The organism is Chromobacterium rhizoryzae (genome assembly GCF_020544465.1).
Classification (GTDB): Bacteria; Pseudomonadota; Gammaproteobacteria; order Burkholderiales; family Chromobacteriaceae; genus Chromobacterium.
Genome location: NZ_CP066126.1, coordinates 4,611,696 through 4,633,271, shown reverse-complemented (window position 1 = coordinate 4,633,271; position 21,576 = coordinate 4,611,696). Strand labels below are relative to the sequence as shown.

The 21,576-nt window shown below is 65.2% G+C and carries 18 protein-coding genes; 12 read left to right on the top strand and 6 right to left on the bottom strand.

What is annotated here, in order from left to right; genetic code table 11:
* Window positions 1-261: 261 nt before the first annotated feature.
* Both asnB and JC616_RS21145 read right to left on the bottom strand, forming a co-directional pair.
* Complete coding sequence (gene asnB, locus JC616_RS21150) at window positions 262-2,118, bottom strand: asparagine synthase (glutamine-hydrolyzing) (protein ID WP_227105288.1); 1,857 nt, start codon at window positions 2,116-2,118, stop codon at window positions 262-264.
* Window positions 2,119-2,232: 114 nt separating this feature from the next.
* A complete protein-coding gene (locus JC616_RS21145; protein ID WP_319792910.1) occupies window positions 2,233-3,429 on the bottom strand; it encodes an MFS transporter in 1,197 nt (398 codons plus the stop codon).
* Between the two features lie 100 nt (window positions 3,430-3,529).
* On the opposite strand from JC616_RS21145, the gene JC616_RS21140 reads away from it, so the two are divergent.
* Window positions 3,530-4,309: an AraC family transcriptional regulator gene (locus JC616_RS21140; protein ID WP_227105284.1), complete on the top strand. Its 780-nt coding sequence runs from the start codon at window positions 3,530-3,532 to the stop codon at window positions 4,307-4,309.
* Here JC616_RS21140 and wrbA read toward each other — a convergent pair.
* Complete coding sequence (wrbA, locus tag JC616_RS21135) at window positions 4,306-4,905, bottom strand: NAD(P)H:quinone oxidoreductase (protein ID WP_227105282.1); 600 nt, start codon at window positions 4,903-4,905, stop codon at window positions 4,306-4,308. The genes JC616_RS21140 and wrbA overlap by 4 nt on opposite strands.
* A 130-nt stretch (window positions 4,906-5,035) precedes the next feature.
* Between wrbA and JC616_RS21130 the strand changes: the two genes are divergently transcribed.
* A complete protein-coding gene (locus JC616_RS21130) occupies window positions 5,036-6,238 on the top strand; it encodes a YihY family inner membrane protein (protein ID WP_082158910.1) in 1,203 nt (400 codons plus the stop codon).
* Here the strand turns inward: JC616_RS21130 and JC616_RS21125 are convergent.
* Both JC616_RS21125 and JC616_RS21120 read right to left on the bottom strand, forming a co-directional pair.
* Entirely contained in the window at window positions 6,190-7,011 is an 822-nt protein-coding gene (locus JC616_RS21125) for a DUF3025 domain-containing protein (RefSeq protein ID WP_404990257.1), read from the bottom strand. The two genes, JC616_RS21130 and JC616_RS21125, sit on opposite strands and share 49 nt — an antisense overlap.
* A gap of 27 nt (window positions 7,012-7,038) precedes the next feature.
* Window positions 7,039-9,303, bottom strand: a complete 2,265-nt coding sequence (locus JC616_RS21120) for a sensor domain-containing diguanylate cyclase (RefSeq protein WP_227105280.1) — start codon at window positions 9,301-9,303, stop codon at window positions 7,039-7,041.
* A 151-nt stretch (window positions 9,304-9,454) separates the two neighbouring features.
* Here JC616_RS21120 and cysG point away from each other — a divergent pair, with 151 nt between their 5' ends.
* From cysG to msbA, 10 genes are all read left to right on the top strand, one after another.
* Entirely contained in the window at window positions 9,455-10,846 is a 1,392-nt protein-coding gene (gene cysG / locus JC616_RS21115) for a siroheme synthase CysG (RefSeq protein ID WP_227105279.1), read from the top strand.
* Window positions 10,847-11,034: 188 nt separating this feature from the next.
* Window positions 11,035-11,442 carry a PTS sugar transporter subunit IIA gene (locus JC616_RS21110; protein WP_048414043.1) on the top strand — a complete coding sequence of 136 codons (408 nt, stop codon included), beginning with the start codon at window positions 11,035-11,037 and terminating at the stop codon, window positions 11,440-11,442.
* Complete coding sequence (locus JC616_RS21105; protein WP_019100446.1) at window positions 11,429-11,698, top strand: HPr family phosphocarrier protein; 270 nt, start codon at window positions 11,429-11,431, stop codon at window positions 11,696-11,698. Before JC616_RS21110 ends, JC616_RS21105 begins: the two co-directional genes overlap by 14 nt.
* Before the next feature lie 22 nt (window positions 11,699-11,720).
* Window positions 11,721-13,460 (top strand): phosphoenolpyruvate--protein phosphotransferase, encoded by a 1,740-nt coding sequence (gene ptsP / locus JC616_RS21100; protein ID WP_107800734.1) that lies wholly within the window; start codon window positions 11,721-11,723, stop codon window positions 13,458-13,460.
* Between the two features lie 19 nt (window positions 13,461-13,479).
* Window positions 13,480-14,562, top strand: a complete 1,083-nt coding sequence (gene rfaQ / locus JC616_RS21095; protein WP_227105278.1) for a putative lipopolysaccharide heptosyltransferase III — start codon at window positions 13,480-13,482, stop codon at window positions 14,560-14,562.
* Complete coding sequence (locus JC616_RS21090; protein ID WP_227105277.1) at window positions 14,559-15,713, top strand: glycosyltransferase family 4 protein; 1,155 nt, start codon at window positions 14,559-14,561, stop codon at window positions 15,711-15,713. Before rfaQ ends, JC616_RS21090 begins: the two co-directional genes overlap by 4 nt.
* On the top strand, window positions 15,710-16,831 hold the full coding sequence (locus tag JC616_RS21085) for a glycosyltransferase family 9 protein (RefSeq protein ID WP_227105276.1): 1,122 nt from the start codon (window positions 15,710-15,712) through the stop codon (window positions 16,829-16,831). Before JC616_RS21090 ends, JC616_RS21085 begins: the two co-directional genes overlap by 4 nt.
* A complete protein-coding gene (locus JC616_RS21080) occupies window positions 16,824-18,146 on the top strand; it encodes an O-antigen ligase family protein (protein WP_227105275.1) in 1,323 nt (440 codons plus the stop codon). The genes JC616_RS21085 and JC616_RS21080 overlap by 8 nt, the downstream gene beginning before the upstream one ends.
* Window positions 18,139-19,242, top strand: coding sequence for a glycosyltransferase family 4 protein (locus JC616_RS21075; RefSeq protein WP_227105274.1), 1,104 nt, complete (start codon window positions 18,139-18,141; stop codon window positions 19,240-19,242). The genes JC616_RS21080 and JC616_RS21075 overlap by 8 nt, the downstream gene beginning before the upstream one ends.
* A 51-nt stretch (window positions 19,243-19,293) precedes the next feature.
* On the top strand, window positions 19,294-21,054 hold the full coding sequence (msbA, locus tag JC616_RS21070; RefSeq protein ID WP_227105273.1) for a lipid A export permease/ATP-binding protein MsbA: 1,761 nt from the start codon (window positions 19,294-19,296) through the stop codon (window positions 21,052-21,054).
* Window positions 21,055-21,154: 100 nt separating this feature from the next.
* Here the strand turns inward: msbA and JC616_RS21065 are convergent, their stop codons facing one another.
* On the bottom strand, window positions 21,155-21,538 hold the full coding sequence (locus JC616_RS21065) for a type IV pilus assembly protein FimV (RefSeq protein WP_227105271.1): 384 nt from the start codon (window positions 21,536-21,538) through the stop codon (window positions 21,155-21,157).
* Window positions 21,539-21,576 lie beyond the last annotated feature (38 nt).

Sequence of the window (21,576 nt, the reverse complement as noted above, 5' to 3'; positions counted from 1 at the left end):
CCTGGCGGGTAAGCGCTTTATTTTTGTTTGCTTGGCTTGCCTAAAAATACTAATGCTAATCATTATCGTTTTCAAACGAAAATGTGTTGTCGAATGTAGCAGATGCGACGCCGGGCGGCGCTGGCCATAGGTATGGCATGCGTCGCGGCGTCGCTCAGCGCCAGCCCGTAGTGCTAGCGCGCGTTGGCGAGGCGGCCTTGAAAGCGTCGTCAACTCCTTGAGCATTCGGCTTTCTCCGCGGGCTTGGATTCCGGGCGACTCTCAGTCCTGCGCCGCCAGCCGGCTGAGCTGCGCCAGGCTTTCGTCCAGGATCAGCAATTGCAGCATCTGCTCGGCCAGGTGCTCCGCGCCGTCGCGGTAGGCGGCGGCGAAGGCGTCCACTGCGGCGGCGTCCAGCTGGCCGCCGCTCAAGCGGGCCAGGCGCTCGCCCAGGCCGTCCATGCGCGGGGCCAGGCTGGTTTTCAGCCAGCCGGACAGCGGCGGATTGAAGCCGCGCTTCTTGCGCAGGAAGAAGTCCGCCGGCAGCGCCGGGTGGATGGCGCGGCGGAAGATCAGCTTGGCCGGCTGGGTGAAGCGCTGCTTGCCGTCCACCGCCAGCAAAGCCTGGTAGAAGCGGTGATCCACCAGAGGGGCGCGGCCTTCCAGGCCATGGGCCATGGTGCACAGGTCGGACTTTTGCAGGATGTAGTCCGGCAGATAGTTGGCGAAGTCTATCGCCAGCAAATGGTGCAGGCCGGCCGACGCGTTGGCCGGCGGCGGGCCGATGTCGTCCGGCGCGCGCCAGTGGCAGAGCCGCGACAGCGGCCGCTGGCCTTGCAGGAACAGGCGCTGGCCGGGGGTGAAACCGGAGAAGCGCAGCGAATAGGCGTCCTGCCAGCTCATCGCCAGCTCGGTGGCGAGCTTGCCGGCGCCCTTGCCGTCCAGCGACGGTTTGATCGCCAGCGGCAGCTTGATCAGGCTGCGCCAGCGGGTGCGCAAATGCTTGTTGATCCGCTTGTAGCCGGCCAGCAGTTCATCGCCGCCGTCGCCCACCAGCACCACTTTGACGTGGCGGCTGACTTCGCGCGACAGATACCAGGTGGGGAAGCTGGACGGATCGGCGAAGGGTTGGTCGAGGTCGGCGACGATGCGTTCGAAATCCGCCGCCAGATTGTCCGGCATCTGCACCGCCAGGTTGGCGAGGCCCATTCTGCGCGCGGAGTCGGCGGCGTCGGCGGCCTCGTCCAGCTTGGAGCCGGGGAAGGCGGCGGTGAAGCTGCTGAATTGCGTCAGTTGCTGCGTGGCCAGCCGGCTGGCGATCACGGTGGAGTCTATGCCGCCGGACAAGAGCACGCCCAGCGGGCGGTCGGCGACGGTGCGCATCGCCACCGCGCGGTCCAGTTCCTGAAGCCAGTCGCCACCGTCCTTGGCCGGCTGCCAGTAGCGCAGCTTGCGCAAGGAACGGGTGTCCAGATCGAACTCCAGCCGGTGGCCGTTCTCCAGACGCTGGATATGGCTGAACAGGGTGGCGGGCGACGGAATGTAGCGGTGAGCCAGATAGGCGTCGATGGCGTCGGCGGAGAAGCCTCGCCGCTGCGGCGGCAAGAAGGGCAGCACCGAGCGCACCAGCGAGCCGAAGGCGAAATCGCCGTCCAGCAGCGAATAGACCAGCGGCTTCTCGCCCATGCGGTCGCGCGCCAGGTGCACCTTGCGCTGCTTCAGATCCAGGATGGCGAAGGCGAACATGCCGCGCAGCCGTTGCAGCAGGGCCTCAATGCCCCAGGCCTGGTAGCCGCGCAGGATGAGTTCGGTATCGGAGTGGGTGGCGAAGCGCGCGCCGCCGGCTTCCAGTTCGGCCTTGTCGGCGGCCCAGTCGTAGACTTCGCCGTTGTAGCAGATCCAGACCTGGCCGTCGTCGCTGGCCATGGGCTGATTGGCGATGGGCCGCGGGTCGATGATGGACAGCCGCGCGTGCAGCAGCGCGTTGTGGATGTCGCCGTCCGCCGCAGGCTGCCAGTCCGCGTTCAGCAATAATTGATTGGCGGCGTCGGGTCCGCGCCGGCCCAGCTCCGTCAACATGGCCTGGGCGGTGGCCGCGGCGGCGGGGCGTTGAGAGAAGAAGCCGGCGATTCCACACATGATTTTCTGTCCGAATGGGCAACGCGCCCGGTAAGCCGCCGAGCGCTCGGACGGCGCCGCAGGCGCGTTGGAAAAATTGAATGGCGGAAGTATCCGGGCAGGGCGGCGCCAGTGTCAAACCTTGTCGCCGCGCAGATCCGGCAACAGGGCGGCCACCAGGCCCAGCAGCGGCAAGAAGGCGCACAAGCGATAGACGAATTCGATGCCGTGGCTGTCGGCCAGCTGGCCCAGCACCGCGGCCCCTATGCCGCCAATGCCGAAGGCGAAGCCGTAGAACATGCCGGACACCATGCCCACCCGGCCCGGCAACAATTCCTGCGCGTAAATGATGATGGCGGGAAAGGCGGAGGCCAGCACAAAGCCTATGCCCAGCGACAGCACGCTGGTCCAGAACAGATTGACGTAGGGCAGTATCAGGGTCAGCGGCGCGATGCCGAGGATGGAGAACCAGATCACCCGCTTGCGGCCGATGGCGTCGCCTATCGGCCCGCCGAAGATGGTGCCCAGCGCGACCGCGAGCAGGAACAGGAATAAATGCAGCTGCGCGGCTTGCACGCCCAGGCCGAAATGCTGAATCAGATAGAAGGTGAAGTAGCTGGTGATGCTGGCGGTGTAGAAGTATTTGGAGAACAGCAGCACCAGCAAGGCGAACAGCGTCAGCTTCACGCGCGCCGGCGACAGCGGCGGCGGCGTAACGGCGGCGGCGGCTTTGGCCTTGCGCTGTTGATGGCTGTACCACTGGCCGATCTTGAACAAGACCGCCATCGCCAGCAAGGCGGCGAGACCGAACCAGGCGATGCTGCCCTGGCCCAGGGGAATGACGATCAAGGCCGCCAGCAGCGGCCCGCTGGCGCTGCCGGCGTTGCCGCCCACCTGAAAGATGGATTGCGCCAGACCGGGACGGCCGCCGGAGGCCATGCGCGCCACCCGCGACGATTCCGGATGGAACACCGAGGAGCCGGTGCCCACCAGCGCCGCGGCCAGCAGCAATAGCGGGAAGCTGCCGGCGCTGGACAGCAGCAGCAGGCCGCACAGGGTGGCGCCCATGCCCAGCACCAGCGAATACGGCATCGGCTTCTTGTCGGTATAGAGCCCGACCAGCGGCTGCAGCAGCGAGGCGGTGCACTGATAGGTCAAGGTCATCAGGCCGATCTCGGCGAAGCTGAGCTGGTAATTGCCCTTGAGCAGCGGGTAGGTCGCCAACAACAGCGATTGCAGCATGTCGTTGAGAAAATGGGAGAAACTGATGGCGCCCAGCACGCGGAAACGGGTGCGGTCTTGATCTGGCGCGGAGGCGGCGGCGGTAGTCATGGGCTTGAGAATCATTCAGCTAGTGGGTGAAGTCATACTAGCGAGCAAAGCAACGCCCGTCCTGCGAAAATAGGGCAGGCATCTTTGCAAAAGAGGCGTTATGACGGATTTTGATCATTTGCATGACTACGACGGCGGCGCGGCGCCGGTGGTGGGCAAGGCGCGCGATTACGCGGCCGGCGGCGTATCGCCGCGGCACGCCCATCCCACCGCCCAACTGTTGTACGCGGTGGAGGGCGTGATGATGGTCACCACCGATCAGGGGCGCTGGATCGTGCCGCCGACGCGCGGCATCTGGCTGCCCATCGCCACCTGGCATCAGGTGAACATGCTGAGCCGGGTGCGGATGCGCACGGTGTACGTGCGCGGCGACGCCTTGAACGGCTTGCCTGAGACGTGCTGCGTGCTGGCGGTGTCGCCCTTGTTGCGCGAGCTGATCCAGGCGGCGACCGGCATTGCCGTGCCTTATCCGCCGGATAGCCGCGCGGAGCGGGTGATGGGCTTGATTCTGGATGAGATCCGCAGCCTGCCCAGCCTGGCTTTGTCCTTGCCGCAGCCGGCGTCGCCGGCGCTGGACCAGCTGTGCCGGCAACTGCTCGGTCAGCCCGGCGACGCGCGCGGCGTCGCCGAGTGGGCGGCGCAGGCGGCGATGGACCCGCGCACTTTGCAGCGCCGTTTTCAGCGCGAGACCGGGCTCAGCTTCGGACAGTGGCGGCGGCAGGCGCGGCTGATCGCGGCCTTGGAACGTCTGGCGCGCGGCGCCAGCGTGCTGGAGGTGGCGCTGGATCTGGGCTACGCCAGTCCCAGCGCCTTCGCGACAATGTTCAAGCGCGAGCTGGGCGCGTCGCCCAGCGCTTTCTTCGATGCGCCGGAGGTTTAAATCGGAGCGGCCAGCTTCAGCGCAATCTCCGCCAGCCGGCGGCCCTGGGCCAGCGCCAGTTGTTTTTCATCGTCGCTGATCGGCTGCTCATTGCGCACGCCGGCGACATGGCTGACGCCGTAGGGGGTGCCGCCGGTGCGGGTCTGGCTCAGCGCGGTTTCGGTATAGGGCAGACCCACCATCACCATGCCGTGGTGCAGCAAGGGCACCATCATGGTCAGCAGCGTGGATTCCTGGCCGCCGTGCAGCGAGGCGCTGCTGGTGAACACGCAGGCGGGCTTGCCGGCCAGCGCGCCCTGCATCCATTCCGGGCTGGTGCCGTCCAGGAAATATTTCACCGCCGCCGCCATATTGCCGAAGCGGGTGGGGCTGCCCAGCGCCAGACCGATGCACTCGGCGAGGTCCGCGGCTTCGACATAGGGCGCGCCGGACTCGGGGACGGCGGCCTCGGTGGCCTCGCAGACCGCGGACACCTTGGGCACGGTGCGCAGCCGGGCCTGGCAGCCGGGCACGCTCTCTATGCCGCGGGCGATCAGGCGGGCCAGTTCGCGGGTGGCGCCGTGCTGGCTGTAATAGAGCACCAGGAGGTCTTGCATGGGTTTGGAATCTTCCGTCTGAGGTCAAAAAAACGATAAGGCGCGCGCCGTTGCGCGAGCCGGTGCATGATAAAGCAAGTCTTCGCGGCTTGCCTGATCCGCGCTTTGCCATTATTTTGCCGGGATGCAAATGAGTCGAATCGAACCGTATCTGGGCTTCGCCCGCTTTCTGGCCCGGCGCATGGGCAGCCATCGCGTCGCGCAAGTGTCCGGCAGCCTGACCTTCACCACGCTGCTGGCGCTGGTGCCCTTGTTCACCATCGCTTTGACGGTGATTTCCGCGTTTCCGGTGTTCTCCGATCTGAGCACCCGTTTCAAGATCATGCTGCTGTCCACGCTGGTGCCGGAGTTCGCCGGCAAGGTGATCACCGTCTACATGCGCCAGTTCGCCGACAATGCGGAAAAGCTGACCGCCGCCGGCATCGTGATGCTGGGCGTGACCGCGTTAATGCTGATGTCCACCATAGACCGGACTTTCAACGCCATTTGGGGCGTGCGCCGCGGGCGGCCGCTGTTGCAGCAGAGCATGGTGTACTGGACGGTGCTGACCCTGGGGCCGCTGGTGCTGGGCGGCAGCCTGCTGGCCTGGCGCAGCCTGTTCAAGATCAGCAAGTTCGACCACGCGCTGCCGGTGCTGGCCAATGTGGTCGAGGCCGGCGGCTCCATCCTGCTGACCGCTTTGGTGCTGTCGCTGTTGTACCGCATCGTGCCCAATCGCTTCGTGCCGATCAAGCACGCCAGCGTCGGCGCCTTGCTGACCGCGATCCTGCTGGAGGCCACCCGCGCCTTGTTCGGCTTTTACATTGGTCAGGTGGCCAATTATCAGCTGGTCTACGGCGCTTTCGCCAGCATCCCCATCTTTCTGCTGTGGGTGTATTGCTTGTGGATGGTGGTGCTCAGCGGCGCGGTGTTCACCGCCTCGCTGTCCTATTGGGAAGGCGACGCCTGGCGGCGGCGCTTCGAGCCCAGGCGGCGCTTTCTCGATGCGGTGGAAGTGCTGCTGTTGCTGGACGAGGCGCAGAACCGCGGCGAATTGTTGAGCCCGGTGAAATTGCGCAGCCAGGTGAAGGTGGGCTACGACGAGCTGGGCTGGGTGCTGGACATGTTGAGCTCCCGCGGCTTTGTGCAGAAAAGCCAGCGCGACGGCTGGGTGCTGGGCAAGAAGTTGTCGGCCATCTGCATGGTGGAGCTGTTCGAACTATTCGTCTATCGCAGCGACAACTACCGCGACGACGATGTCGGCGCCGGGGTGGAAAGCCTGCTGGGGCCGATGACGGCCGAGCTTCAGTCGGTGACGTTGGAGGACTTCGCCCGCCGCGTCGGCCGGAAATAATCGCGATTATCGTAAAAGGCTGGGTCTTCGTTGTCCGGCCACCAGCCGGGAATGCCCAACAGCGGCAGCGGCCACAGCGCGCGCGGCGCCGGCATGAAGGCGTCGTCGTCCAGCCGGCGCGCCAGCGCCTCGTCCAAGTGCGCCAGACGGCGCGCCTCTTCCCAAGCAAAGAATTCCGCCGGCACCTGCAGTGGCAAGGCCTTGCCGCACCAGCCGATATGCGGCCGCAGGCCGACTTCGAACAGCGCGTGGCCGATGGCGTGGACGCCGATGCGCCGGCCCCAGTCCTGGCGGTGTTTCAGAAACAGGCGCTGCCACTCCATATCGTCCAGCATCCGGCTGAAGTCGGGATCGGAGACGGCGACGACGATGCCGCATTCGTCCAATAGCGTGGCGGCGTCGCGCAGCGGTCCGCGCTTGGTTTCGCCGCGGGCGATGGCGCGCAGGTGGCGGCGGTTCAGCGCCAGCTTGCTCAGCGGCCAGGCCAGCCAGGCCAGCGCGTTGAACCAGTCGTGCCAATTGCCGGTGCGCGTGGGAATCTCGCCGGTATGGCCGATATGCATCTCGTAATAGGCTTCCGGCTCCAGATCGCAGGCGAAGCGCAGCTCGGGCGGCAGCGCGTCCGGGCGCTGCCGGCGATAGCGCCGCAGCAACTGGTCGTAATCCGCCTGCTCCGGCCAGGAAGCGGGGGCGATCAGCGCGGCGGCGTCGCGGACGGGCAGATACAGCGGATGGGAGAGGTAATCGGTTTGCCAGGCGCTCACGGTGGACATCTTGGGAGAGAGATTCAAGCCGGCATTTTAGCGCAATAGCAGCAATTCCTCGCCGCTGATGCAGTTGCGGCCGTTGTGTTTGGCCTGGTACAGCTGTTTGTCCGCGCGGCCCAATACTTCGTCGATGTCGGTCTCGTCGGCGCGCAGCACGGCGACGCCGATGCTGACCGTGTATTGCAGAGGGCCGGCCTCGCCGCCCGGCAGGCGGGCCTCCGCCACGACGCGGCGCAGGCGTTCCGCCGCCAGCAGCGCGTCTTCCATCCGCGTGTCAGGCAGCACCGCGGCGAACTCCTCGCCGCCCAGGCGGCCGCAGATGTCGGTGCTGCGCAACACATTGCGGCAGCTTTGGGCAAAGTGGACGATCACCTCGTCGCCCTTGGCGTGGCCGTAACGGTCGTTGATGTTCTTAAAGTGGTCCAGGTCCATCATCAACACGGTCAAGGACAATTGATAACGCCGGTTGCGCTCGATCTCGCGGCTGGACAGCGCGATGAACTGGCGGCGGTTGCACAGGCCGGTCAGCTCGTCCAGGGTGGCGAGCTGATAGAGCTTTTTCTCATGGGCGTCGCGTTGCAGAGCGATGGCGATCAGGTGGGTGCTGCGCTGCGCCAGCTGCAGTTCTTCCGGCTCGGGCTGGCGCGGCTCAGGATGGTAGATGGCGAAGGCGCCGAGCAGGCGGCGGTCGCTGGAGAAGATGGGGGTGGACCAGCAGGCGCTGAGGCCGAAGGGCGCCACCTGCTCGCGGTAGCCGGCCCACAGCGGGCTGCTGGCGATGTCTTCGACGATGACCAGGCTTTTACGGTGGACGGCGGTGCCGCAGGAGCCGGCCTCCGGGCCCACCGGCACCTGTTCCAGCAGCTTGCGATAACCGGCCGGCAGGCTTTGGCCGGCGGCCAGCCTCAGCGTTTCCCCCGCGGGGTCCAGCAGCATGATGGAGCAGACGCCGCGATTCAGCTGCGACTCCATCATCCGACAGATCTGATTCAAGGTGTCTTGCAGCGGCGCATTGCCGGCGATCATCTCCATCACCGCGTTTTCCTCCGCCAGCAAACGTTCGCTCTGGCGGCTGTGAGTGATTTCCCGCTCCACCGCCAAAATGCTGCGGAGTTCGCCGCCCAGCCCGAATTCGGGAAACAGCCTCACTTCGAAAATGCAGCGCCGAGGGCCAAGGCTCAGCTCCAGCTCGAAGCGGCGCGCCTCGCCGCCGGCGATCAGTTGTTCGCACTCCTCGGCGAAGCGCGCGCGCGCGGCTTCTGGCCAAGCTTTGTCGTGGACGCTGCGGCCGAGGTGTTCCTCGCGTGTCAGCGTCGAATAGCGGCTGACGCTGCGGTTGATGAATTGGCAGCGCAGCTCCAGGTCGTAGCGGGCGATGACGTCTTCCGAGTTCTCCACCAAGGTGCGGAATTCCTGTTCGCGCCGCAGCATCGCGGACTCGGCCAGCTTGCGCGCGGTGACGATCTGGCACAGCGCGTGGATATGGCTGATACGGCCCGTCTCGTCCTTGTGGAACTGGGTGCGCTGCTCCAGCCATTCCCAGTGGCCGTGGGCGTGACGCACGCGGAACTCCATGCCGCTGGCGCTTTCCTGCCTTTGTTCCGGATGGCTGAGCAGGGCGGTGAACAGCGAGCGGTCCTCCGGGTGCAGCAGTTCCAGCCAGCGCGAGAACGCCAGGCGTTCGGCGTCGGCCGGCAGGCCCAGCAGGGCGTGCAGGGTTTGCGGCGCGCCGCGCACCGCTTGGCCGGCCAGGTCGAATTCCAGCAAGCCCAGCCGCGCGTCCTGCAGCGCCAGCCGCCAGCCGCCCCAATCGCCGCCGGGGCCGTGAATGGCGGGCGGCGGCTGCAGGCGCAGCAAGAGATGGCCGGGGAGCGGGCAGGGCAGCGGAAAAGCGAGCAAATCGGCGTGGGCGGCCAGCAGGCCGTCGCGATGGCCGGGATGAGCCGGGTCCAGCAGCAAAGCGAGATCGTGCGGGCTGAAGCCGTAGCCGCTCAGGCCGCCGTCCTGGCGCGTGGGCGCGGGCGCATGGCCGGAGACGGCGAGCAGGCGGCCGGCGGCGTCGCACAGCGCCAGCGCTTGCCGGCTGTCCCTGACCTGGCGGCGGAGCGCGGCCAGCTGCCGCCGGCGCCGCCAGAGCGGCAGACCCAGCAACGCCAGCATGGGGACGAGCAAGGGCCAGCCGGCGAGCCAGTCCGAGGCCGCGGCGTACGCGTAGTCGGCCTCGAACAGGCATAGCGAAGCCGCAGCGGCGAACAGGCGGCGACGCGGGCTGGCCCGGCGGCGTAAGGCTGGGTTCAAACAGATCTCCGGAGGCGCGATGGCGCGCAAAGCTGCCATGATGGCACCAGGCGCAAAACAGGGCGCTTTTCGTAATATTGATAGCATTCGCCAGCGTCGTTTTTATGCAACAAATGCAGTATGCTGCAAACATTGTTGCGGAGCTGGCCATATGGATTACTTCCCGATCTTCCTTAAATTGCAAGGCGCTTCCTGTTTGCTGGTGGGCGGCGGCGAGGTGGCGCTGCGCAAGGCGAGGCTTTTGCTGTCCGCCGGCGCGGAGCTGACGGTGGCGGCGCCGGAGTTGACGCCGGAGCTGGCCGAGATGGCGCGGCAGGGGCAGTTGACGCATTTGAGCGCCTGTTTCGAGCCGGCCCAAGTACGGGGCCGGCGCCTGGTGGTGGCCGCCACCAACGACCGCGAGATCAACCGCCAAGTGTCGATGTCCTGCCAGGCCTTGAATATCCCGGTCAATGTGGTGGACGACCCGGAATTGTCCAGCTACATCACCCCGGCCATCGTGGATCGTTCCCCCCTGCTGATCGCCGTCTCCTCCGGCGGCGGCGTGCCAGTGTTGGCGCGCTTGATTCGCGGCCGGCTGGAAAGCCTGATTCCCAGCGGCTTCGGCCGTCTGGCGCGCTTTGCCGCCGGGTTTCGCGACCGGGTCAAGGCCGGCATTCCCGACGTCGAGCGGCGGCGGGTGTTTTGGGAGTCGGTGCTGGAGGGGCCGCTGGCCGAGGCGGTGATCAACGGCGACGAAGCCGCCGCCGAGCAGGCGATGGAGCGCCGCTTGGAGAACGCCGACGCGCAGACGGCGCAGGGCGCGGTCTATCTGGTGGGCGCGGGACCGGGCAATCCGGACTTGCTGACCTTCCGCGCGTTGCGCTTGATGCAGCAGGCCGACGTGGTCTTGCACGACAATCTGGTGGCGCCGGAACTGCTGGAACTGGTGCGGCGCGACGCCGAGCGCATTTACGTGGGCAAGGCCAGGGCCAACCATGCGTTGCCGCAAGGCGACATCAATCTTTTAATGGTAGAACTGGCGCAACAAGGCAAGCGGGTGCTGCGGCTCAAGGGCGGCGATCCGTTCACCTTCGGCCGCGGCGGCGAGGAGATCGAGACGCTGGCGGCGCACGGCGTCGCCTTCGAAGTGGTGCCCGGCATCACCTCCGCCAGCGGGGCGGCGGCGTACGCCGGCATCCCGCTGACTCATCGCGACTACGCGCAGTCGGTGACCTTCGTCACCGGCCACAAGCAGGATGGCAGCATTCACCTTGACTGGCCGGCGTTGACTCGGCCGGCCCAGACCGTAGTAGTCTACATGGGGGTTTCCACCGCCCAGGAGTTGTGCCGGGCCTTCATCGAACACGGCAAGCCGGCGACGACGCCGGCCGCCGCGGTGGAGTGGGCCACCACCGAGCGTCAGCGCACGGTGGCGGGCACGCTGGAAGACCTGCCGGAACTGATGTCCAAACATCATATCGCGTCGCCCGCCCTGATCATCGTCGGCGAGGTGGTGGGCTTGGCGGATAAGCTGGGCTGGTACCGGAGCCGGGTGTGCTGACGTTTTTTTGCCGTTGCGCTGGCCGAGAAAAGCGCGCTATACAAGGCGGAGGGCCGCGGTTTAAAGCTGACGCCGGCCGCCTCTGGCGGAATACTGCTGATACAATGGCGGACTGACGTGTTGATCAACCTTTTTGCTTCAGCGTCCCGGCTCTGCGCCGACGACGCTGCCAACATGAAGAATCAGGCATGGTAGGTGTATTGATAATCGCGCATGGCGACCTGGGGCGCAGTCTGGCGGATTGCGCCAGGCATATCCTGGGCCGAGAGCCGGAAAATCTGGCGGTGATGGCGGTCGACAAGACCGATGACCCGGAAAGCAAGCAAGCCGAAGCCCAGTTGTTGGTGGACAGGCTGGACGCGGGCGACGGGGTGGTGATCCTGACCGATATGTATGGCGGCACGCCGTCCAATATCGCCAGCCGGCTGATCCGGCCGGGGCGGGTGGAGGCGGTGGCCGGGGCGAGCTTGCCCATGGTGGTCCGAGCCTTGTGCTATAGCAGCCAGCCGTTGGAGATCGTCGTCAGCAAGGCGATCACCGGCGGCCTGGAGGGCGTGCTTTATATTATTCCGGGGGAAGGCAATGCTGCGAATTGAAGTCGAAATCATCAACAAGCTCGGCCTGCATGCACGCGCTTCCAGCAAGTTCACCCAATTGGCCAGCCGCTATAAAAGCGATATCTTCATCGCGCGCAACAATCGCCGGGTCAACGGCAAGAGCATCATGGGCGTGATGATGCTGGCGGCGGCCAAGGGCGCGACCGTGGAACTGGAAGTGAGCGGGGAGGATGAGCAAGTGGCGTTGGACGCCCTGGTGGCCCTGATCAACAACCGGTTCGACGAGGCCGAATAAGCCGGAGTCTGAGGATGGGACGATGAGCATCATCCTGCACGGGGTGGCCATAGGCGGCGGCATTGCCATTGGCCGCGCCCATTTGATTTCGCGCAGCATGGACGATGTCGCGCATTATCTGCTGGACGACGAGGAAGTCCCGGCGGAATTGGCGCGTTTCGACGAAGCGATTCGCGACACCCGCAAAGAGCTGGAAATGCTGTGGGGCAGCATTCCTGAGAACGCGCCGGCGGAGTTGGGCGCCTTCCTGTCTTTGCACATCATGCTGTTGGGCGACGTCACCATCTCGCGCGAGCCGCGCGAAATCATAGAGAAACAGCGCTGCAACGCCGAGTGGGCGTTGAAGCTGCAATGCGAGTCCTTGGTCGAGCAATTCGACGCGATCGAGGAAGACTATCTGCGCGAACGCAAGAACGATGTGCTGCAAGTGGTGGAGCGCATCTTCAAGAACCTGGACGGCGACGTGCCGCAGCTGCCGGCGCCGGAGGATCTGGTCGACGACCACATTCTGGTGGCGCACGATCTGTCGCCGGCCGACATGGTTTATTTCAAGGATTCCAACTTCGCCGCCTTCATCACCGACGTGGGCGGCGCCACTTCGCATACCGCGATTCTGGGGCGCAGCCTGGACCTGCCGTCGGTGATCGCCCTGCATCATTCGCGCGAACTGATCCGCGAAGACGAACTGATCGTCGTCGACGGTTTGCAAGGCGTGGTGATCATCAATCCGGACGATTTGGTGCTGGCGGAGTATCGACGCCGGCTGCGCGCCTGGCGCGACGCAAGGCGCAAGCTGTCGTCCATCCGCAAATCCAACGCCAAGACCCAGGACGGCACCGCGATCGAACTGCTGGCCAATATCGAGCTGCCGCAGGACGTGGAAGACGTGCGCAAGTCCGGCGCGGTGGGCGTGGGCCTGTTCCGCAGCGAATTCCTGTTTCTGGGGCGCGACACCTTGCCGGACGAGGACGAGCAGTACGAGGCCTACCGGCACGTGGCGGAAACCCTGAAGGGTTTGCCGGTGACCATACGCACCATGGATCTGGGCGCGGACAAGAATCCGAAATGGCTGAACCACGCGGTGGCGGACAATCCGGCGCTGGGCCTGACCGGCATCCGTCTATGCCTGGCCGAGCCGCTGATGTTCCGCGCGCAGCTGCGGGCGCTGCTGCGCGCCTCGGTGCACGGCAAGATCAAGGTTCTGTTCCCCATGGTCAATTCCTTGCCGGAGCTGAAGCAGGCGCTGGCGCAGTTCGAATACGCGAAGCAGGAGCTGCGCGAGGAAAACATCGCCTACGCCGAGGACATCGAAGTGGGCGCGATGATTGAAATCCCGTCGGCGGCGCTGGTGGTGGGCAGCTTTCTCAAGCACATCGATTTTCTCTCGGTGGGCACCAACGATTTGATCCAGTACACGCTGGCGATCGACCGCAACGACGACTCGGTCAGCCATTTGTACGACCCCATCCATCCGGCGGTGCTGAAACTGATCCTGCACACCATCAAGGCCGGCATCAAGGGCGGGGTGCCGGTGTCGGTGTGCGGCGAGATGGCCGGCGACGCCCGGCTGACGCGTTTGCTGCTGGGCATGGGCCTGCGCAAGTTCTCCATGCATCCGGCCAACCTGCTGGCGGTCAAGCAACAGGTGCTCAATACCCACCTGGATCAGATCGCGCCGATTACGGCGCGCATGCTTAGAAGCGAAGACCCTGATAAAATCGCCGATCTTTTGCAACAATTGAATGCCGAGCCGGGTGTCTGATCCGGCTTTTTCCTTTCTTATGCTGAACGATCCCATCGACCTGAACGCCGTGCGGCGGGTGCTGGTCATCAAGCTGCGCCACCACGGCGACGTGCTGCTGACTTCTCCGCTGTTTTCCGCGCTGCAACAGCAGGCGCCGCATCTGGAGATCGACGCGCTGGTTTACCACGACACCCGGGAAATGCTGAGTCTGCATCCGGCTATCGCGCAACTGCACACCATAGATCGCGGCTGGAAAAAACGGGGGCCGCTGGGCCAGGCCCGGGCCGAACTGGCCCTGCTGAGCCAGTTGCGCGCCCGCGGCTACGATCTGGTGATCACGCTGACCGAGCATAATCGCGGCGCCTGGCTGGCGCGCCTGCTTGCGCCGCGCTGGTCTGTGGGCCCGCAGGGCCCTTACGGCCGCTTCTTCAAAAAGAGCTTCACCCACCGTTATTTGCAGGTGCCGGGCAATCGCCGCCACACGATTGAAATTCATCTGGACGCCTTGCGGCGCATCGGCGTGTATCCGGACGCAAGCCAGCGCGAGCTGGTTCTGGTGCCGGGGCACAATGCCGAGGCCACGCTGGCGGCCAAGCTGGCCGAGCGCGGTCTGCGGCCAGGCGCTTACATCCTGGTGCATCCGACCTCGCGCTGGTCGTTCAAGAGCTGGCCGGCGGAGAAAATGAGCGCCTTGATCGACGCCTTGAGCGCGCGCGGCGAACAACTGGTCTTGTCGGCCGCGCCGGGCGCGGAAGAAATGGCGATGATCGCCGACATCGAAGCGCGGCTGGAACGGCCGGTGGCCAGCCTGGCCGGCGCGCTGAGCTTGAAGGAGTTGGCGGCGGCGATAGACCAGGCGCGTTTGTACATCGGCGTGGATTCGGTGCCCATGCATATCGCCTCGGCGATGAAAACGCCGTGCGTGGCCTTGTTCGGCCCGTCGGGGGATGTCGAATGGGGGCCGTGGCAGGTGCCGCACCGCGTGGTGTCCGAGCCCATGCCCTGTCGCCCCTGCGGCAACGCCGGTTGCGGCGGAGGCTGGCAAAGCGAATGTCTGCAGCGCATCGATGTGGACACGGTGCTGGCGGCGGTGGACGCGGTCTTGAAGGAAAGCGCATGAAGCGGCTGGCGATTATCCGGCAGAAGTACAATCCGGCGGGCGGCGCGGAACGCATCGTCAGCGCCATCGTCAAGCAATTGCAGACCGGCGGGGAGTTCCGTCCGCTATTGATCAGCCGCAATTGGGAGAGCCTGCCGGGCGTGGAAACGCTGCGGGTCAAGCCGTTTTATCTGGGCAGCGTCTGGCGCGACTGGAGCTTCGCCCGCGCCGCGCGCGCCGCATGGACGCAGGCCGGCGCCGATCTGGTTCAGTCGCACGAGCGCATTCCCGGCTGCCATGTGTTCCGCGCCGGCGACGGCGTGCACGCGGCCTGGCTGGACGCGCGGCTGGAAGGCCGGCCCTGGTGGCGGCGGCTGAGCACCTTTTGCAATCCTTACCACCATTTCATGCTGCGCACCGAGCGCGCGATGTTCCGGCATCCGGCTTTGCGCGCGGTGATTTGCAATTCGGCCTTGGTGCGCGACGATGTGGTTGGCCGTTTCGGCGTGGATCCGAAGCGCTGCGCGGTGATCCACAACGGCGTGGACAGCGGGTTTTTCAATCCGGCGGCGGCGCGCGAGCAGAGGGCGGCGCTGCGCGAGCGTTACGGCATTCCGCCGGAGGCGCCGACGCTGGTCTACGTGGGGTCCGGTTTCGAGCGCAAAGGCGTGGCGCAGGCGCTGCGCGCCGTCGCGCCGCACGCCGCCGTTCATCTGGTGGTGGTGGGCGGAGACAAGAAACTGGCGCGCTATCAGCGGCTGGCGGCCCGGCTGGGCCTGTCCGAGCGCGTACACTTCACCGGTCCGCAGCGCGATGTGCGCAGCCATTACGGGCTGGCGGACGGCTTCATCCTGCCGACGCTGTACGAGCCGTTTGGGTCGGTGGTGATCGAGGCGATGGCCTGCGGTTTGCCGGTGCTGACCAGCACGCGTTGCGGCGGCGCGGAGCTGCTGGAGCCGGGCGTCACCGGCTGGTTGGCTGCGGCGGGAGACGTCGCCGCCTGGCAAGACAATGTGGCGGCCTGGCTGGCCGCGCGCGCGGACTGGCCGCGCAGCGGCGAGCTTGCGCGCGCGCGGGTGGCGGGTTTGAGCGAGGGCACGATGGTGGCGCAGATGCTGGCTTTGTACCGGGAGCTGTCGCTTGGCGACGGCGAAGGCGGGGCCGGAGAATGAGGCCGGGACGCTTTCCCGGGCGCTTGCTGATTTTCACGGCGCTGTTGCTGAGGCTGCCCTGGCAATGGCTGCGCCGCAAGCCGGATCCCGAGCGCACGCGCCGGGTATTGATCCTGCATCAGTTTCTGCTGGGCGACGCCTTGATGGCGACCAGTCTGTTGGCCAAGGCGCGCGAGCGCTTTCCCAAGGCGGAGATCGTGCTGGCCTGTCCGCCGGGACAAGCGCCGTTGTATGCGTCGCGGCCGTACGGCATTCGGGCGCTGCCCTGGCAGCCGCGCGATTTTGCCTCGATTCGGCGCTTGTTCGCCGAGGCGCGTTTCGATATCGCCTACCTGATGGGCGAAAACCGGCTCAGCTTTCTCGCCCGCGCGATAGGCGCCCGCTGGATCGTGGGCTTTGCCGGCGAAACGCCACGCTATAAAAACTGGCTGCTGGACGAGGCGGTGGCGTACGCCGGGCAGCCGGAAGCCTGGACCGATACCGCCGCGCGCTTGATCGACGGACCCGAGCCCCAGCCGTTTCGTTTGCGGGATTGGCCGGTAGCGGCTGAAGGGCTGCCGCCCTTGCCGCCGCGTTTCGTCGTACTGCACGTGGGCGCGAGTTCGGCGACCCGCTTCTGGCCCGCGGCCAGTTGGAATCAGGTCGCGGCCACGGCTCGGGCTTGCCGTTGCGTGGTGTTGTGGTCGTGCGGGCCGGGGGAGCAGCATCTGCTATCGGCCGTCGAGCTGGGGCCGGACGATATCGTCATGGCCGGCACGCTGAGCCTGGCGCAATTGCGCGCCGTCTTGAGCCGCGCCCGCGCCTGCGTGTGTCCGGACACCGGCATCGCACATCTGGCCAAAGTGGCGGGCGCGCCCTTGCTGATGTTGTTCGGGCCGGGCAGCGAGACCTTGTTCGGCGCGAGCCGGTTTTTCTCCGGCTTCACCTGCGTCGGCGTCGGCCCGGCATGGTTTCCCTGCCGCAATCAGCGCAGCGTGCATTATCGCGATGTCGATTGGGCCTTGCGTTGTTTCAGAAAATTTGGCGATCAGGCCGGCGAATGCCGCCAGGCGCAGTGTATGGCGGCGCTGCCTGCCGGGCAGGTGGCCGAAACTTTGGAAAAACTTCTGCATGAATGATCATCTGAGCATAGAGCCGCGCTGGCATAGCCGTTTGGCTATTGGCCTGTCCTTGTTGTTTCTGACCTTGGCCAGCGTGTCTCATACGATTGCGCTGCGTTATGTGATCCTGTTGTTGATGCTGGTTCTGGTGGCGAAAGACTATCCCGAACTCAAACGCCACTGGCGCGAGCAGCGCGGGCCTGTCGCGACCCTAGGCGCGTTCCTGTTGTTCGCCTTGTTGCATAGCGTATCGCTCTCGATGTGGCCGGAGGCCTCCGCAGGCGAGTTCCGCAGTCAGCTATTGATGGGAGGCTTGTGGTTTGTGGCGGGCCTGGCTTTGTTCCGCCCCCCTCGGCGCTGGACGATTTCGGACTTGGTCATCCTCGCCGGTTGCGTCTTGGCCTTGACCGAGTTTAGCCATGGCGCTTATGTCTATCTGACTACGGGCTTGTGGCCGTATAACGAGGTGTACACCACCGCCACCAAGCTGGAATTCACCTTCTTCATGAACTTTGTGCTGGCCTTCGTCGTGGCCGCGTTTTGCTTTGGACAACGCGGGACCCATCCGCTCACGCGCTTTCCCCGCTGGGCGCTATGCTTGGCTGCGGCTTTGATTCTGTTTGTCAGCCTCAAGGCGGGCGCGCGCAACGGCATGATCGGTCTTGTCTATCTGATGTTGTCCATGCTGCTGGTGTACTCCGTGTTTGAAGGGCTGAAGATAGGCTGGGGCAAGACTTTGCTTATCGCCGGCGTGGTCCTGGCCGCGGCGGGCAGCATCGCCGCGTATACGATCAAGCAGGATAGCCGGAATCAAGTATTTGTAGAGTCGGCGGCTGCCGGATGGCACTATGCCGACACCAAGGCCTGGCTGCGGATGGAGCCCTATCCTAAGTTGTCAAATGGCATGCCGGTAGATGATTCTGCTTATGAGCGAGTGGCCTGGATTCACAGTGGCCTGGACCTCATCGCGGCCAAGCCCATGGGTTATGGCTATAGCCGCAACGCCTTCACCAATGCGTTGACGGCGACGGGGCACCCCAATCAGGTGGGCCACAGCCACAGCGGCTTCATCGACCTTGGCGTGGGCCTGGGCGTGATCGGCGTCGCGCTGTGGCTGGCGTTTTGCGGCGTGCTGATCTGGACCGGCTATCGGGCCTTCCGTCTGCGCCGCGACACCTTGGGTCTGGTCTTGATGTTGGTGACCTGCGGCTTTCTCGGACGCATGTTGCTGGAAAGCGTGAACAAGGATCATATGCTGCATCTCTTCTTGTTCACCGCCGCCGCCTTGCTGGCGGAGTTGAGACAGCGGGAGAAAGGCGCTGCGCATGCGTGATTGGGTGCTGTTCACCGAGTCTTCCCCCAATGTCGGCGGGCAGGAGTTGCAGTTGATGCAGCAGATGCGCCTGCTGGGAGAGCGCGGTTTTCGTACGGTGCTGGCCTGCCGGCCGCAGACGCGAGTGATGGAGGTGGCTTGTCAACGCGGGCTGGAGGTGCTGCCGCTGCGCTTTCGCAACAGCCTCCACATGCCGTCCATCTTGGCCTTGAGCGCTTGGATGCGCCGTCATCGTCCGCGGCTGGCCATTTGCCACAGCGGCCACGACAGCAATAATCTGGCCATTGCCGCGCGGCTAATGGGGCGCGGCCGGCCCTTTCTGCTGCGCTCGCGCACTTATCAGCCGGGTCAGGCGTCGGCCTGGAGCTATAACCAGCTGATGGACGCGACCATGTTGCCCAGCGCTTATCTGAAGCGTTGTTTGCTGGAGAATCCGGCCATCCGCCCTGAAAAGCTGCATGTGGTCTATCCCGGCATCGATTTCTCCGCCTTGGATCAGGCCGCCGCGCAGCCCTTGCCGGCGGAGCTGGAGCAATGGCTGTCCCGTTCCTCCGGCCCTCTGCTGGTGCAGGCGGCGATGTTGCGCGGAGAGAAGGGGCACAGGACGGTGTTGGCGGCCTTGGACTTGCTGAGAGACAAGTGGTCGGACGCGCGTTATCTGATTGCCGGAGAAGGGCCGGAGCAGCAGGCGATCGCCGGGCTGGCGCGGCAGTTGGGTTTGCAGGATAGAGTGTTGTTGGCCGGGGTGGTGAGCCCGGTGGCCGCCTTGTTGGCGCGCGCCGACCTGGTGTTGATGCCGTCCAGCTACGAGCCGCTGGGCATGTCGCAGATCGAGGCGCTGGGCCTGGGCGTGCCGGTGATCGCCAGCGACACCGGCGGCATTCCCGAGACCATGCGCAATGGCGAAACCGGCGTGTTGGCGCCGCCGGAGGACAGCGCCGCCTGGGCCGCGGCGATCGACCAGGCGCTGAGCCGGCCGGAGATGATGAAAGCCTGGGCGCAAGCCGGGCGCGTCGATGTGCGCGCCCGCTTCGCGCCGGAGCGGAACGTGCGGCGGATCCTGGAACTCAGCGGCCTGGACGCGCCGGGGATTTGACGCTCGGATTGATGACCGCCCGCGGACGCGGGCGTTGGATGATAGGAACGAATGAAGAATTCTTTGCAAAGCAACTGGGCGATTTATCGCCGTTTGCTGGGATATTTGGGCCGTTACTGGAAGGTCTTCCTGATCTCGCTGGTGTCGATGACGGTGGCGGCCTTGACCGAGCCGGCCTTCGCCCGCCTGATGAAGCCCTTGATCGACAGCGGTTTCGTCAACCGCGATCCGCATGCGATCGCCTGGGTGCCCTTGGCCATCATTGGCGTGTTCGCGGTGCGCGGCGTCACCAGCTTTATCAATGAATACACCTCCAGCTGGCTGACCGGCCACTTGGTGCAGACGCTGCGCGAACAGATGTTCGCCAAGATGCTGCGTCTGCCGGTGCAATACTATGCCGACAACCAGTCCGGCCGTCTGGTGTCGCGGATTTCCTACGACGTCAACCAGGTGACCGAAGCCGGCTTCAGCGTGATCACGGTCACGGTCAAGGACGGCGTCACCGCGGTCAGCCTGCTGGCCTGGCTGCTGTATATAGACTGGCAGCTGACCTTGATCTGCTTGCTGGTGCTGCCGATTGTGTCCCTGTGCATGCGGGTGGTGGGCAAGCGCCTGCGCAATCTATCGCGTGAGAACCAGCAGAATATGGCCATGTTGACCCAGGTGCTGGGCGAGGGCATCAGCTGTCAGCGCGTGATCAAGGTCTATGGCGGCGAAGCGCGCGAGAGCGAGCGTTTTCAGCAGGCGGCGGCGGCCATCCGCCGCAACGCGGTCAAGCAGAGCGCGGCCACGTCCGCCAACACCGGCATCACGCAGTTGATGATTGCCTGCGCGCTGGCCGCCATCCTGTATTTCGCCACGCTGCGCGCCCAGAGCGGCGCTTTCACCGCCGGCGATTTCATGTCTTTTCTGACCGCGATGATGTTGTTGTTCGCGCCGGTCAAGCGCATCACCGGCATTGCCCAGGCGATGCAACGCGGCTTGGCGGCGGCGGAATCGGTCTTCGATTTTCTCGATCTGCCGGAAGAGCCCGATCACGGCCGCACCGCCTTGCCGCGCACGCGCGGCAAGCTGCAGCTCTCGGGAGTGAACTTCCGCTATCCGACGGCGGAGCGGCAGGTGCTGCGCGACATCAATTTGCAGGTCCATCCCGGCGAGACCGTCGCCCTGGTGGGCTCGTCCGGCAGCGGCAAAACCACCTTGGTCAGCTTGATTCCGCGGTTTTACGATCCGGACGGCGGCGAGATCCGTCTGGACGATGTGCGCCTGCAGGACATGCCCTTGAGCGATCTACGCCGGCATATCGCCATGGTCAGCCAGGACGTGGTGCTGTTCAACGACAGCGTGGCGGCCAATATCGCTTACGGCGAAGCCTCGTTCAGTCGCGAGGCGGTGGAGGAGGCCGCGCGCGCGGCCAATGCGCTGGAGTTCATCGAGGCGATGCCGGAAGGTTTCGACACCCTGATCGGTGAAAACGGCGTGCGTCTGTCCGGCGGACAGCGTCAGCGGCTGGCGATTGCCCGCGCTTTGTTGAAGAACGCGCCCTTGCTGATTCTGGACGAGGCGACTTCGGCGCTGGACACCCAGTCCGAACGGTTGGTGCAGAGCGCGCTGGAAAACCTGATGAAGAACCGCACCACCATTGTGATCGCCCATCGGCTGTCGACGATAGAGAACGCCGACCGCATCGTGGTGATGCATCAGGGGGAGATCGCCGAAGAGGGCTCGCACGCGCAGTTGCTCGCGCGCGACGGGCTCTACGCCAAGCTGCACAGCCTGCAGTTCAAGGACGAGGACGCCGCCGCGGATTGAGCGGGCGCTGCGACGAAATCAAGCCGGCCAGGGCGGAAGCCATGGTCGGCTTGACTGCATCGAGGACTCAGAACGCGTTTACGACTCGCAAGCTAAGACGTCAGAGTTTGATTTCGAACAGCGGATCTTGCGGCGCCAGCCGACGACCGTTTTCCTGAATGGTGTGCCAGACCGGCTGGCCTTGCACTTGGGATTGAACGTCGCGCGCCAGCGAGCAATAGGCTTCGCGATTACATTCGCTGGAATAGGCCCGCAACAAGGTGACCTTGGCCGGCAGATCATCCGGATTGTCTCGCAGCGAATCTTTCAGCACCCGCACCGCGTCGCGGGTGCGGCCGTAGGCGAGAAAAACCTCCGCCTCGCCCACCGGATCGATGCCGCGTTGGCACGGCTTGGTGTAACGTACTTTCTTCCATAAGAATCGCAGGGCGTAATATCCCGCCATCAGTCCAAAACTGGCGGCAAACGCGCTCAACGCTACCATGTGGCTTCTCCCCTTCCGCTTTGCAACGACTTGGCCTC